The sequence below is a fragment of the uncultured Flavobacterium sp. genome (assembly GCF_951805225.1).
Taxonomy (GTDB): Bacteria; Bacteroidota; Bacteroidia; order Flavobacteriales; family Flavobacteriaceae; genus Flavobacterium.
In genome coordinates this window covers 4,975,490-4,991,549 of record NZ_OX638201.1, presented here as the reverse complement: position 1 = coordinate 4,991,549, position 16,060 = coordinate 4,975,490, and the positions used below count along the sequence as shown (strand labels likewise).

The following is a 16,060-nucleotide window of genomic DNA, read 5'->3' as shown; positions in this document are numbered from 1 at the left end:
TACGACAATATTAAAAACTTTCCCAATTTGAATGTGATGGCGGTAAATGGCACGCGGATGACGCGGATTCACTTCGTGAAAACGCGGATTTAAATGGATTTTTTTATTTGTTTTGTGTTTCTGTTTCTGTTTCTGTTTCTGTTTCTGTTTCTGTTTCTGTTTCTGTTTGTTGTCAAACGATAAACCCGACAGGTTTTGAAAACCTGTCGGGTTTAAACATATGTAAAGATCTTTGTGTTTTATAAAATCTTAATCTAAGTCTTCGAGAAGATTTTGAACGTCGTCGTAATTTTCATAATCTTCAGAGATTGTCTGCAGGATTTCTTTGCAGCTTTTGTAATCTTTTTGTTTTAATTTGGATAAAGCCAGATTCCATTTTGCTTTTTCTTTATAGACAGAAGTTCCGGCTATTAATTCATTAAAAACGGCTTCGGCTTTTTTATAATGACTTTCTTCTAATAATGAAACGCCATAAAAATATTGAACTTCGGGTGTTTTGTTTTCTTTTAAAATAGTTTCAAAAAGCGGAATTGCTTCTGAATATTTTCTTTCGTTAAAAGCTGTTTCGGCTTGTTTCAACGTTTCTTTTGCTTCTCCTCTTTCTGTAAATGAAGCTTGTTCGGGATGATTATAATCTTCAAAACCCGGATTCTGATTGTAATTAAAAAAGAACAATCCAAATAGAATCACTACAGAAGCTGCGGCCGCAAAATACCAGGCATTTAATCCTATAACTTTTGGTTTACTGGTATTGAAATGTTTGTCTGAAATCGTTTTTAAATTTGCTTTAAACGCTTCCCTTTCTTCTTCATGTTCAAATTTATTTTCTAATTGAGTATGAAGATTTTTAAAAATCTCAAATTCCGAAGCCATTCCGGGATCTTGAGACAATTGATTTTCAAACTTATTTCTTTCATCAATCGTCAGTTCGCCTTGAAGATATTGATCGAATAATATGTAGCGCTCTTCGTTCATGACTAATTATTTTTTAGAGATTTAAAATTTTTGGCTTCCTGAATCCACTGAGTTAATTGACCAACGCACAACGATTTTTTCTTGCGGACATATCCATACGTTACGTTTAGTTTCTCAGCAACTTCTTCCATTGATTTTGTGGTAAAACTCAACTTTAAAACCTCCTGACATTTATCGCCCAGTTTCTGGAACATCGTGTCAAAAAGCTGTTGTTTTTCGTCAAATTCTTCCGTTTGCCCAATTAATTCCAGTGCAGATTCATTCATAGATACTGCATCTTCATTAATTGTTACCCCTTTATTCGAAGTTTTTTTGAGTTCGTTAAGCCATTTTCTTTTACACAATAAAAAAAAGTAAGCATCAAACGGACAAGTCAATTGAAGTGTATTGGCTTTGGCCTGATTAAAAAGTAAAATCATGACTTCCTGAACCACATCCTGTGCGTGTTCCTTATCGCCGGAGTTGTTCATAATGAACATAACAACCTTAGGAACGAACTTTTTGTAAATCGTCTGAATGATTGCCGAGTCATTTGCAGCAAGTCCTTCAATATACATTTGATCAGGATGAATTTTATTTTGACTCATAAAAAAACTTTTTGTTAGCTAATTTAAGAAAAAGAATCTGAAATAAATTTCATTCAAAAGGGTAACAATTATAAAGTCAAGTTGATATAACGTAACAATATGTTTTTGCCAGATTATTTGTTGGAAGAAAATAGCACACAGATTAGACTGATTAAACAGATTGACACTGATTATTTAATTTAAAATTCGTGCTCTTTCGTGGCAAAAAAATTAATTCAAAAATTAAGAAAAATGGAAACGTATCAATTTACAAACGAAAAAACTTTAAATCAGTTTAACGAAATGATTGCTGCCAAAAAACGAAATGGTTTTGTAATTATCGAACACAACGAAAAATTACCATATGTAGTTTTATCCAAAGAAAAAAAGAACATTAACCATTCGCTTCATCTCTTTCTTACTTGTATCACTTTTGGACTTTGGGCAATTGTTTGGTTGTATTTGATTGTTACGCTTTCGCGAAAGAAAAACATTCTGGTTGCCGTAGACGAAGACGGAAACTTGTTTGAAGACAAATGCCTTTCAGCATAAATTAAAAAAAATAAAAAACAGGGGTAACAATTTTATAAGCAAGTTGATATAACATTAGAATACAAGTTGAAAAAATAAATTTTCAAAACAAGGGTAACAATATCAAACCCAAATTGATATAAGGATATAAAATGATAATTAACAACCAAATCTGAAAAACCGCCTGATACTAATCAGGACAGATTTATAAAAACTAGAAATCATGAACACAAATTTCAAAAAATTAGGAGTTTTATTTTTATTAGTAATCACATTCGCAAGTTGCGACAATAGCGATGGCGATGACAACAATCTTGTTTTACCTCCAACAGCAGCAGCTTTTAAGAGCATTAGCGAACAAGGAGTTAAGAAAAATACCCAAAAATTTACTATTACAGCCGGAACTGGTGTTGTAACTATAACATCTGCAAAAGGAGTTAAACTGAACATTCCCGGAGATTGTTTAACCAAAAACGGAGTCGCTGTAACCGGAGCAGTTGATATCGAATACATCGAACTTTTTGACAAAGGAAACATGTTAATTACCAACAAACCAACAATGGGAATCACTGCCGACGGAAAGAAAAACTTATTGATTTCTGGCGGAGAATTCTTCATCAAAGCTACACAAGGCGGCGTTGAACTTAAAACAACTTGCTACATGACAATGATTGTTCCGGCAGCTTTAACAGATGGTGTCGATAATACAATGACTTTATGGACAGGCGTAATTGATGACAAAGGAGAATTAGCCTGGAGAGATGCCAACAAACCAAATGCTGACGGAACTGGCGGCGGAAAAGGCGGAGTTCAAGGCGAAGGAACGAATTATTACGTAACTTTTGGAAACTTTGGATGGACAAACGTTGACCGTTTTTATAGCGATCCAAGACCTAAAACAACCATTCTTGCTGATGCTCCTGATGGTTACGACAACAACAATAGCGCGATTTACTTATCATACGATGGCGAAGGGACAAATGCACTTGCTAAACTGGACACTTACACGCCTGCTGGATTATTCAGCGAACACTACGGTCAAATCCCAATTGGTTTAGCTTGTCACGTGATTTTCGTTACCGAAGATAATGGACAATGGCGCTATGCGATCAAAGCTGTAACCGTTGCTGCCAACGATGTTTACACCTTTACTTTAGCCGAAACAACAGTCGGCACAGAAGCTCAACTGGTAGCTGCAATCAATGCTATTCAGTAACTTACAAAATACTTTTAAGAAAAAGTGGTGATTTGCTCATCACTTTTTTTTACATTTAATCCAGTTTTAAAATTTAATTCTGCTGATTTTAAGAAGCTAATCCTGCTATTCGTTGCAATCTTTTCCTTCCTAAAGAAGTCAGGAAAAGGATTTCCACTACTATCAGGGCTAAAAAACCTCAAGTTATGAAACCACTATCGTCTATTTTCTTTATTCTATTTTCTATTCTCTCTATAGGACAAACCAAAGTAAAAGACACCATAACCCGAAGAGCCAATATTGGTTTAATCCAAAACGGAAATGCCGTAACTTATAAACCGGAAACTCCGCCATTAATACCAATTGCGGGCGCTCCAAAACCAAGTTATTCGTATTTATGGGAACTTGGCGACGGACATTACAGCAAGGAAGCAGAACCGAAACATGTCTATAAAAACAAAGGAACTTATACCACAAGACTTGCCGTAACCAACAATTACGACAACGGAAAACCTCCTGCAACACGACCTAAAAAAGTCGCCATAAACGACATTACCGATACTAATTATAAAGACATTGCTTCAATCGCAGATCAAAACGGATTTGCAATCTTAAAAAACTGCGATCCCATTCCGGATCAGGAAATGGTAGTCGTAGTAGGTTATCAAAATATGGAGAATTATGTAGCAAGCGGAAAACTATATTTATTCTATAATGAGAAACAATTCAAAAGCAATAATTTCGAATTGGTCGATTTCAGGACTTATGCAAACGAACGCGAAGTAAAAGAAAATACCGTTGCTTCGGTTAACGATCTTGAAGATTCTAATCGATATTTGGCTTCAGCCGAAAACACTTTCAAAGCCAAAAAATATAGAAACACAACTACTGAAGAAGATCTTGACGCATCATTATTAGACGCCAATAAAACCTATCATAATGTTTCGGTTTTAGAATTTGACGATGCAAATCCGGGTGAAACCCGTAATGTATTTTATACTTTTAAAACTACTCCGGAAATGATCAAAGACACAAGTGCAACGGTTACAATGCGCGGTATTTTTGTCCCAAACAGAAGTTATAAAAACCATAAAATAAAAAATCTCGAAATGGAAATCGTAACTTCTCACGATCCTAATAAAATGGGCTCTAACGGAAGTTTTATCAATTATAGATTAGTACGTTTTAAACGAGTAAATTTTAAAACCCGTTTCCAAAACAATGGCGAAGGTCCGGCGAGAATGATTCGGTTAGAAACTGATATTCCGGATATGTTTGACAAGAAAACATTTCAGGTCGAAGATATGTATCCCAAATGTCCGATTTGTCCAAAAGGCGAAGAACCAACCGTAAGTTGTCTTGATACAATCATCAAACAAAAACAGATTTTCTTTACTTTCAAAAATATTTATTTACCCGGAAGCGAGCAAAAAAATGTACACGAAAAAGACAGTACAAAAGGTTTTGTCAAATACTCGATGAAGTTCAATGAAGACTTTCATAAAGTAAAAACCAGAAGTCGAACCGCTATTATTTTCGACAAGAATGAACCTATAATTACCAATTATGCCACTACCCGATTCTTGCCCGGAATTTCGATTGGGGCAAAAGCGGGTTATAATGTTTATCCTGATCTTGAAAAATCAACGAGTTATTTTGTTGGCGCAACGATTTCGCCTTTTAAATCGTATCGTTTTTATTGGCAAGCCGAATGGATAAATGCTTTAAATAAATATGAAAGTGGTACAACCGTAATCGATCAAACGGTGGTAAACCCAAATGGTGTAAAGCAATTTCAGCGCACGACAACGACAACAGAAAACAAAAATGTAAACTGGGAAGTTCCGGTTTTACTGCGATATAACATTAATACTTATATTGGAATTGGCGCAGGAATTCAGGCGAATTTTGATATTTCATCTGAACAAATTCTAAATAAGAAAATTGAAAGTTTTGAAGGCGGAACGGATCAAATCGTAATTGACACAAAGCGAGAATCAAGCTCAATAAAAAGCGGATTTGATAATTTAAAGACTGGACTTTTATTTGATTTAACGGCTGGTTTTGCCCGAATTGGCCCAAGTTTAGGCGCACGATATGTGATTAACTTCGAACAGAATTTCAACTATTTTCAGTTTTATGGAATCTGGAAGTTTTAATTTTTTTCACCATATTTTTTTTCACCATATAAGTTATTTAAGTTCATATTATCTACTTTGTCTTATGAAATACTAATGTCATCCTGAGCGAAGTCGAAGGCTTTATAACGAAAAGGTCTTCGACTTCGCTCAGACGGACAAATCTCTATCAACACAATTTATTATATGAACTTATATAACTTATATGGTTTAATTTTCCTTTTTTTCAGTCTGAATCTGTCAGCGCAGAATCAGGAAGATAAAATATACAATGCGGTTGATACTTTTGTGGCGAATCCTTCGGCGAAAGCCATAGAAAACCTGAATACTATTGAAGCTGATTTCTGGAAGAGTTCAAGACCAAAAACTAAAGATGAATTATTGGCGATTGTCGTTTTAAATTGCAATAAAGCGTATTATGAAAATCAATTCGGGCAAACCGAAAAAGCGATTTCGAGTTACGAGAAAGCCTGGCAAATCTATCAGAAAAACAAACTTAGCAATTATGATATTATAGAATATTGTCTAAAACCTTTAGGCAATTTATATACGGTTTTGGGAGATTATGACAGCGCCGAAAATACTATAAAACAATACTTTTTTATTGTAAATACTTCTAAAAATTATCCCGACGCTGCAAAACAAAAATTTGCTGCGATTCTGAATTTATCGAATGTTTATCAGAGTTCGGGTAAAATTTCTTTGGCAATTGAATTGTTAGAAAGCACTTTAAAAACAGAGAAATTATCAAATTCCCAGAAAGGAATTTTATTGAATAATTTGGGGAATAGTTATTTATTAAGTTCCGCAGGAAATTTAATGAGGCCTGAAACGCATCAAAAAGCCCAAAAATCATTTGAATTGGCTGTTGAATATTTGAAAAATGAAAAGCAACAATCCGAAACTTTATCTAATTCTTATCGAAATCTTTCGCTTCTAAATCGTCAAAGGCAAAACTTTGAAATTGCATCTTCTTATTTAGCAAAAGCTGAAAAGTTATTTTTAGAAACAAAAAATCGTCAACCCAGAAAACTTGCAAAACTATATTATGAAAAAGCGCTTTTACTTTTTGATGAACAAAAATATGATGAAAGTGCGAAACAGATTCAGGCAATTTTTAAAATCTTAATTCCGAATTACAATTCTAAAAACATACTTCCTAATCAAAATCAATTGTATGCCGAAACGGTTTTAATTGATGTTCTGGATTTACAAGCAGAAATTTTCTTTAAACAAAATCAGCTTAAGAAATCGCTTGAAACTTTCAGACTTTCTTTTGATATTGAAGATTTGTTAATGAATGTTTTGGTTTATGAAAACTCAAAAATCATTACACAAATCAGAGCCCGAAATCGTACTGAAAAATGTATTTCGATTTATAATGAATTATTTAAAAAACAAAACAAAACAAAATATCTGGAAGATGCTTTTCAATTATCTGAAAGAACAAAATCAGGTATTTTAAAGGGTTATCGTTCGAATATTAAAAACGCTTCCGCAGAAGAAAAACAGCTTTTACAGCAACTTCAAACTTTAAATAATAACATTCTAAAAGAACAGCAAAAGGGAGATTTGGCTAATATTTCTAGTATTAATTCGGCGATAAAAAAGCAAAATGAATTGATGCTTTCACTGAAGAAAATCCAAACGGAAAGCTCTAATTATATTCCTGAAAATTGTGACATAAAAGCCCTTTTATCAAAACTGGAAAAAGATAAAGCGATATTACTTTACTATTTCATGGGTTCTGAAAGGCTTTATTATTTCATTTTACAGAATAACCGAATTGCTTTAAATCATATTAATATCACTGACATTGCAATTCCAAAAATTGTACAGTTTATAGATTATTTCAACAATGCAAACAACATTACAGATGACATTTCCGGATACAATCATTACGGAAATGTAACTTATAATGTTCTCAAATTGCCTCAAAACGCAATTTACAATAACCTCATCATTGTTCCTGACGGGATTTTGAATTTTCTGCCTTTTGAAGCTTTAATTACACAAGAATCAAACACAACTAATTTTGCCAAAATGCATTATTTACTGAATGATTTCAAGATTGCTTATAATAATTCGGCTAGTAATTATCTGAATTCTAAACCGATTTTAAAATCAGAAAAAACAGTTTTAGGAGTTTTTCCTATTTTCGAAAAAACAGCTTTTGAATTGAGTTATTCGAAGAAAGAATTAGAATCAATTCGAAGTAATTTCAAAGGAAAATATTTAGAAAATTCTGAGGCGAGTTTTTCTAATTTCAAAAATAATGCAAGCAAATATTCTATTTTGCATTTAAGTACACACGCTTCTTCGGGCGATATTGAAACTCCAGCAAGTATTAAATTTTATGATCAGGAAATTTTGTATTCGGAATTATATAATTTGAATATTAATCCGGATTTAGTGGTTTTAAGCGCCTGCGAAACCGGAATTGGAAAACTCTACAAAGCCGAAGGCGCGATGAGCGTCGCAAGAGGTTTTCAGTTTGCCGGAGCTCAGAATTTAATGTTTTCTTTATGGAAGGTAAACGATTATACGACATCGGTTTTTATGGCTGATTTTTATAAGAACATTAAAAATGATGTTCCGTATTTTGAAGCTAATTCAAATGCTAAAATTGATTTCCTAAACGACAAATCAATTCCAAATGCTAAGAAATCTCCTTATTACTGGAGTTCTTTTGTGTATTATGGTTCTATTTCGACAGAAGAAAAATCAGGAAATTATATCTTTTACATCATTAGTTTATTGAGTGTAATTGGTTTATTTTTGGTTTTCAATCATTATCGAAAATGGAAAATCTTCACGAGATTCTCAAAAAAGAGAATTACAAAAAAATAAAATTCAAAGTTACCAAAACACAACACCTTTTAGTAAAAGCAAAAATCAACGGTGTTTCCGGAAATTTTATCTTAGATACGGGAGCATCAAATTCCTGCGTTGGATTTGAAAGTATTGAACGTTTTGAATTAACCGCAAAAAAATCAAAAACCAAAGCTTCCGGAGCTGGAGGAACGGGTATGAAAACGCAGATTTCGGCACATAATAAATTACAACTCGGAAGTTGGAAAAACACGGATTTTGGGATTGTGATTTTTGATCTTTCGCATGTTAATGAAGCTTTAGAATCTTTTAAGGCAAAACCGGTTCACGGCATTATTGGCGCTGATGTTTTGCTTGAGGGCAAAGGAATTATCGATTATTACAATCATTATTTGTATTTGAAATTGTAAATTCAATATTATTTTTTTAACAATCTTTATTTTATATTTTTCGAAAACTGCGTTTTTTGTATATATTTGTTAACGCCACTTTAACAAATTTAATACTATGAAAAAAACATTACTTTGTTTTCTTTTCTTATTTACAACTGTTTTTTATGCTCAGATCAATGATATAGAACATTGTTATGGAGATAGTCAGTTTAATTTAAAGATTAACGAGTCGGTTTTGCTTGATAATTTAAATCCTGCTGAAACTACTATTAGTTATCACCTTAGTTCTCAGGATGCAAATGCCAATACAAATGCAATTGCTCAACCAACAGCTTATACTAGTCTGGCAGCGTCTACGGCTATTTATGCCAGAATAGATAATAACGGAACAGTTAATATTAAGTCTTTTAATTTAAAAGTATATCAAGAGTTGATATCTACAGCTATTACAACACCTGTTCGTTGTTATGGGCAAAATGATGGTACTTTGACTGTTGTTCCATCGGGAGGAAAAACGCCTTATGCTTATAGTTTAGATGGTGGTCCTTTTACGATTTATAATGGTAATCCTATAGCTAATTTTCTTAATTTATCTTCTGGAAATCATATCGTAATTGTAAAAGACGCTTTAGGCTGTGTTGCGATGCCTCAGCCAGTTCAGATTCATGAACCTGCGGTTTTATTAGCTTTGACATCTATTGACAATCAAAATGCAATTATTACAGCTACGGGAGGAACAGTTCCTTATCAATATTCATTAAACGGAGCGAATTATCAGGCTTCTAATATTTTTTCAAATATAACGCCTGGAAGCTATAGTTTTTATGTACGAGATTCTAATGGCTGCCTGACAACTGTACCGTTAACTGTCTCACCTCCTTTGAATGTTGCAGTTGCTGTTACTAAAGAAGCTGATTGCAATTCCGGCGCTACAATAACGATTAATGCCACTGGTGGTCAACCTCAATATTCATATTCAATAAACGGAGGAATAACCTATCAGACTCAAAATTTTTTCATCAATATACCTCCGGGAAATTATACTGTAAAAGTAAGAGATGCGGCAAATACAGTTTCAAGTGAAACTCCAATAGTAATACGTACACCTTCTCCAATAGCTGTAAATACTTCTATTAAACCTATAGATTGTATTAGTAATGCTATTGTAACTGTTTCGGCTACTGGAGGACAAGGTCCTTACTTTTATTCTCTTGATGGCGGAATAACTTATGTTACTAATAATACTTTTTCTAATATTCTTGCCGGTACTTATCGTATCGTTGTAAAAGATCAAAAAAATTGTATTTCTTCACTTTTAAATGTTGCAATACAACCGTTTTCGCCTTTAAGCGCGACGGCTTCAAATACTCAGCTAGTATGTGCCAAGGATAAATCTACATTAACAATCAATGCTAATGGTGGTCAATTTCCATATCAATACGCATTAGATAATAATCCTTATAGTGCTGGTAATGTTTATCCAAACCTTAGTCCCGGAACTTATACTATCAGAGTAAAAGATGCCAATAATTGTCTATATACATTAGTATCTAATATTATACAGCCAACGCCTATATATCCTGATATTCTTGTTCAGGGGCAAACTTTAACTCTAAATGGTCAGGCGGGAACTGCTCCATATGAATACTCTGTAGATTTTGCAGCTTATCAGTCTGGCAATGTTTTTTCAAATTTGAGCCCTGGAATTCATATTGTGCGTCTTAAAGATTCTAAAGGATGTGAGTCCTTTGACTTTTCGGCTCGTATTGAAGACTTACAACCTTTGACTTCGACGGCAGTTATTACAAAAACATTAGATTGTATGAGTGGGGCTACAATAGTGGCTAATGCAACAGGTGGACAACCTCCTTATACTTATTCTCTAAACGGAACAACTCCATATCAATCAAATAATACTTTTGCGAATATACTTACGGGAACTTTTACTATAAGAGTAAAGGATGCTTTAAATAATATTTCGAATTCAAATCAGGTTACTATAACTCCGCCTGCTAACGTAATTGCTACTGCAGCTGTTACACCGGCAGATTGTATGAATAATGCAACAATAGTGGTAACGGCAATAGGAGGACAAGCTCCTTATACTTATTCTAGAGACAATGGAATAACTTATAATGTTAGTAATGTTTTTACTAATGTTTCGCCTGGCACTTACAGAATTATTGTAAAAGACAGTAAAGGTTGTACTTCTTCATCTGTAAGTACAACAATACAACCTCTTATACCTTTAATTATAACTGCTACAAATACATCGACATTCTGTAATGGTGCTGGTGATGCTTCTATAACTATTAACGCTTCCGGTGGAAAAGCTCCTTATCAATACTCTTTAAATAACGGTGCTTACTCAAGCAGTAATACCTATACGGGACTTATTGCGGGGGTTTATACGCTAACAGTAAGAGACGCTCTGGGTTGTATGGCAACAATTAGTTATGTTATCACTCAACCAACTGCTTTAATTGCCAACATATCAACTTCAGGCTCAGAAATAACGGTAACGGCTTCTGGAGGAACTGCTCCTTATCAATATTCTTTGGATGGAAATAGTTTTCAAAGCAGTAATGTTCTTAGGGCTTTGGTTTCAGGAAATTATCTTGTACAAGTAAAAGATGCTAAAGGTTGTACTACAATATTTGCGACAAATATTGTGGTTCCGGATCCTTTAACTTCTTCAGTAGTTATTACTAAAGAATTAGATTGTATGAGTGGTGCTTTGATAACGGTTAATGCTGCCGGAGGTCAACCTCCATATGTATACTCAATAAACGGTGGAATATCTTATCAGACGACTAATACTTTTAGTAACATATCTGCCGGAACATACACGGTAAAAGTACGAGATGCTGCAAATACGTTTTCAAATTCAAATACAATTGTAGTAAATAATCCTACTCCTGTAAATGCGACTACATTTGTTACTCAAACGGATTGTACCGGTATGGCAACAATAAGAGTTCAGGCAATTGGCGGGCAAGCTCCTTATTTTTACTCTCTTAATGGTGGAGTTTATGCATCTGCCGATACTTTTTATAATCTTTCTCCGGGCAATTATGCAATAACGGTAAAAGATAGTAATGGTTGCCTTTCTTCAACTCTAGTTACAACAATACAGCCTGTTGTGCCTTTAGTTATAACTGCTACAAATACTTCGATATCCTGTAATGGAGGTGCTGATGCTTCCTTAACTATTAACTCTTCTGGCGGACAAGCTCCTTATCAATACTCTATAAATAATGGTGCTTACTCAAGTAATAATACCTTTACGGGACTTATCTCGGGAACTTATTCAATAAAAGTTAGAGACGCTGTGGGTTGTGCATCAACTATTGATTATGTTATCACTCAACCAACTGTTTTAACTGCGGTTTTAACGACTTCTGGTTCGGAAATAACGATAACGGCTTCTGGAGGAACTGCTCCTTATCAATATTCTTTGGATGGAAACAGTTATCAAAGCAGCAATGTTCTTAGGGCTTCGGTTTCGGGAAATTATCTTGTACAAGTAAAAGATTCTCAAGGCTGTATCGCAACATTTGCGACAGTTATTGAGGTTTCGGATTCTTTAACTTCTACAGCAGTTATTACAAAAACGTTAGATTGTGTTAGTAACGCAACAATAGCTGTTACTGCTAGCGGAGGGCAATCTCCTTATGCCTATTCTGTAGATGGCGGAGGAACTTATCAATCTGGCAATATCTTTACTGACCTTATTGAAGGAACGTATAATATAATTGTAAAAGATGCTGCAAATACAATTTCAAACACAAGTACAATTGTAATAAATCCAGCTAAAAAGTTAAATGCATATATTTCTATATCGAAACCACTTGATTGTAATGGTAGTGCAATACTTACAGCTACTGTAATTGGCGGAACTCCTCCATATCTGTATTCAGTAGATAATGAGCCATATGTTTCGAGTAATAACTTTAACAAAAATGCCGGTACTTATACTGTAAATGTTAAAGATGCTGCGGGATGCATTTATTCAAGCACTTTAACTGTGGCGCCATATCGTAATTTAACTATGTCTCCTCAAATTGTAAATGCCCAGTGTTACGGCAGTAGTGATGGTTCTATAGTAATTTTGGTAAATGGTGGGGTTGCTCCTTATATGTTTTCAGTTGGATCGGGATATCAATCTAGTAATGTCTTTAAAAATTTAGCTGCAGGTACTTATGTCGCTTATGTAAAAGACAAACTAGGATGTCTTTTCTTTACATCTGTAAAAATTAACCAACCAACAGCTATAGCTATTAAAGCAAATATTACCAATGCGATCTGTTATGGTTCGGCAACGGGAGCAATAGACGTAACTGCTTCGGGTGGTACATCGCCTTATAGTTATGCTATAGATGGTAGTGTGTATTCAGCAAATAAAACTTTCACTTCTTTGACCGGAGGCGTTCATAATGTTTCTGTTAAAGATAGCAGAGGATGTATTGTTTCCTATTCTGCAACAATTTCTCAACCAAATGCTTTGACACTTGGTATTGATATTAAGTCTTTAAATAATGATGGTGCAATTGGCGGACTTATAAAATTAAATCCTACCGGAGGGAAAGCTCCTTATCTTTATTCGGTAAGAAATGACACGAGAGGAATACAAGTATCACTAAATCAAAATATCAAAATCTATAGCGGCATGACTGAAGGTTCATACACTTTTAGCGTTACAGATGCGAATGGTTGTAAAACTACTATTGATAATGTAATTGTTAAGATAACAAATCCAATTATATTAAGTGCTGTTAAAACTCCTATTAGCTGTATCAAAAATGCTTCTTTGATTGTAACGGCTTCCGGAGGTGTTGTTCCATATCTTTATTCTTATGATGGAGGTGTCACCTATACAAGTAGTAATCCGGGACGAACTAATTTGACTCCCGGTACTTTTTCAATATTATTGAAGGATGCAATTGGTAATGAAGCGCAAACTCATTATACTGTCAAAGCATACGATGCAGTAAAAACAACTGCTACCGTTACATACGAAACAGCCGACGGTTATGTTGATGGAGTAATAACAATGAGCACTATCAATGGTGTTGCTCCATATACATATAAAGTTAAAAATAGTGCTACAGGTAAAGTAATATTTGATAATTCGCTTTCTGTAGGCTATGTCGGATTACCGGAAGGAACTTATTCTATAACTGCTAAAGATGCTAACGGTTGTGAGTCTCAAAGTGTCGACGCCACGCTTGTACTTCCGGGACCAATTTCGATAAGTATAAGCAATGTTAGTCCTATTACTTGTGAAAATCCTGGGGAAAGTTTAACGCTTAACGCAACAGGAGGTACAGCGCCATATCTTTATTCGTTTAATGCAGGTGTGACCTATAGAACAATTAATAGTGTTGCAAATTTACAATCAGGTGGGAATTATATTTTTTATGCAAAAGATGCTCTTGGTAATACAAGCAGGATTACTTATAAAGTAAAAACATTTGTTCCGTTAACACTTGATTTGACTAAAACTGACGTAAATTGCAACGGAGCTCAAGATGGTACAATAGTAGCAAATGTAGCTGGAGGAACTGCTCCTTATACTTATTCTTTGGGAACTGTATTTACATCTTCTAAAGTTTTTAATAATTTATCTGCCGGATCATATAATGTAACCGTTAAAGATGCTGCAGGATGTACTACGATTTCAAAAATAACAATAGTAGAACCTACTCTTTTATCAGTATCAACAACCGTTGTAAATGCAACAGATACTAATGGTGGAAAAATTACTGTTACTACTTTCGGAGGAGGAACTGCTCCTTATACTTATTCGCTTCAGAATAATAATGGAACAATTGTGATTCCGCAACAAACTTCTAATGTTTTCACAGATTTAACACCGGGATCGTATTCCGTAAAGGTGACTGATTCACGTGGATGTATATTTTTACAATCAGGAATTAATATTTTATCACCATCTCCTCTTTTGGCAACCTATACCATAATTCCTTTAAGTTGTGATAATCCAGCAATCATATCAGTAATTGCAGCTGGAGGAACTGCTCCTTATACCTATTCTTTTGACAATGGAATTACCTATTCAACTTCAAACCTATTTTCTACTTTCGCTCCAGGAAATTACGAGATAAAAGTACGTGATGTCCAAAATAATATCACTTCGCTAGTTGCTGTTTTATCGCCGTTAAGTCCTTTAAGTATAGTAGCGACAATTGTCTCACCAATAACTTGTGTTCAAAATGGAATAATAACAGCTACTGTTTCTGGTGGTCAAGCTCCATATGATTATTCAATAAATGGTGGTCCATTTCAAACCAGTAATATTTTTAATGTCCCTGCAGGCACTCATATTATATCTGCCAGAGACGTTAACGGATGTTCTTCTGTAGTGGTCGCTGTAGAATTAAAACAACCGGAGCCTCTGGTTGCTTCTATAAATGTAGAAGGTCACACAGCAACAATTACTGTCACTGGTGGTCTGGCTCCTTATTTATATGCTATTTCGCCAAATTTGAATGCATTCACACCAAATAATACATTCACAAATTTAGAAGTTGGTAATTACAGTGCAATTGTTCAGGATGCAAGCGGATGCTATGTTACCTTCGATTTTGCCATTGAACCTCCTGCTCCTTTGGTTGAAGGAAAAGATGCAACTACTATTGAATTTAAGCCCGGACAAACTTTAGCAGATTTAATCGTTGAAGGAGAAAATATTCAATGGTATAGCAGTCAAAATCCTTCTGGTGGGAAGAACAGTAAAATAAATGAAACTCCATTGCCATTAACAACGGTTCTTGTGGACGGAGTGACTTATTATGCTTCTCAAACTATCAACGGAATTGAAAGTAAAGATCGTCTCGCTGTTACAGCTAAATTAAATGGTGCGCTTTCAACACCAGATTTTATACTTCCGAATTTCAAGTATTATCCAAATCCGGTGAAACATTTATTAACAATAAACAATACTTCGGTGATTGATGAAATAGAAATATATGCTGTTTCTGGAGAAAATGTTTTATCTAAAAAAATAGATAATGATCGTGCTGACATTGATTTATCGAATGTTTCTTCTGGTTTCTATTTCTTAAAAGTAAAAGCTGAAGGGCAAGTAAAAATCGTGAAACTTGTGAAAAAATAACGAGGATTAAATTCCAATCTCGTTCCGAAATTTTAGAATTGGATTAGATAGAAGGAATAAATAAAAAAATCCAAACTCTAATGCCGAATTATCGGTAGGAGTTTGGATTTTTTTTGATTGTTTAAAAGAAGCCAAATGTTTGAGGTTAGCCCCGATCGAGGCGGTATCCTTTTTTGAGACGATTTTTCTTCGTCTCAAAAAAGATAAAGCCGAAAGCGGGAAACAATGTTTACTAAAAAGCGAATTGTATTGCTTCTATACTTTATAAATTTCAATTCTAAACCTTTAGATTGATT

8 protein-coding genes are annotated in these 16,060 nt (G+C 34.3%); 6 read left to right on the top strand and 2 right to left on the bottom strand.

What is annotated here, in order from left to right:
* Nucleotides 1–249: 249 nt before the first annotated feature.
* Together WN975_RS20740 and WN975_RS20735 are read right to left on the bottom strand one after the other, a co-directional pair.
* Nucleotides 250–975 (bottom strand): tetratricopeptide repeat protein, encoded by a 726-nt coding sequence (locus WN975_RS20740; RefSeq protein WP_337968147.1) that lies wholly within the window; start codon nucleotides 973–975, stop codon nucleotides 250–252.
* A gap of 2 nt (nucleotides 976–977) precedes the next feature.
* Complete coding sequence (locus WN975_RS20735; RefSeq protein WP_337968146.1) at nucleotides 978–1,562, bottom strand: sigma-70 family RNA polymerase sigma factor; 585 nt, start codon at nucleotides 1,560–1,562, stop codon at nucleotides 978–980.
* A 231-nt stretch (nucleotides 1,563–1,793) separates the two neighbouring features.
* Here WN975_RS20735 and WN975_RS20730 point away from each other — a divergent pair, with 231 nt between their 5' ends.
* From WN975_RS20730 to WN975_RS20705, 6 genes are all read left to right on the top strand, one after another.
* Nucleotides 1,794–2,093 (top strand): hypothetical protein, encoded by a 300-nt coding sequence (locus tag WN975_RS20730; RefSeq protein WP_337968145.1) that lies wholly within the window; start codon nucleotides 1,794–1,796, stop codon nucleotides 2,091–2,093.
* Between the two features lie 202 nt (nucleotides 2,094–2,295).
* The gene (locus WN975_RS20725; RefSeq protein ID WP_337968144.1) at nucleotides 2,296–3,288 is read left to right on the top strand and encodes a hypothetical protein; all 993 of its coding nucleotides are present in this window, start codon (nucleotides 2,296–2,298) and stop codon (nucleotides 3,286–3,288) included.
* 185 nt (nucleotides 3,289–3,473) lie between these two features.
* Nucleotides 3,474–5,426: a PKD domain-containing protein gene (locus WN975_RS20720; protein WP_337968143.1), complete on the top strand. Its 1,953-nt coding sequence runs from the start codon at nucleotides 3,474–3,476 to the stop codon at nucleotides 5,424–5,426.
* A gap of 165 nt (nucleotides 5,427–5,591) precedes the next feature.
* On the top strand, nucleotides 5,592–8,255 hold the full coding sequence (locus WN975_RS20715; protein ID WP_337968142.1) for a CHAT domain-containing protein: 2,664 nt from the start codon (nucleotides 5,592–5,594) through the stop codon (nucleotides 8,253–8,255).
* Complete coding sequence (locus tag WN975_RS20710; RefSeq protein WP_337968141.1) at nucleotides 8,207–8,647, top strand: retropepsin-like aspartic protease; 441 nt, start codon at nucleotides 8,207–8,209, stop codon at nucleotides 8,645–8,647. The genes WN975_RS20715 and WN975_RS20710 overlap by 49 nt, the downstream gene beginning before the upstream one ends.
* 97 nt (nucleotides 8,648–8,744) lie before the next feature.
* Nucleotides 8,745–15,764 carry a T9SS type A sorting domain-containing protein gene (locus tag WN975_RS20705; RefSeq protein ID WP_337968140.1) on the top strand — a complete coding sequence of 2,340 codons (7,020 nt, stop codon included), beginning with the start codon at nucleotides 8,745–8,747 and terminating at the stop codon, nucleotides 15,762–15,764.
* Nucleotides 15,765–16,060: the final 296 nt, after the last annotated feature.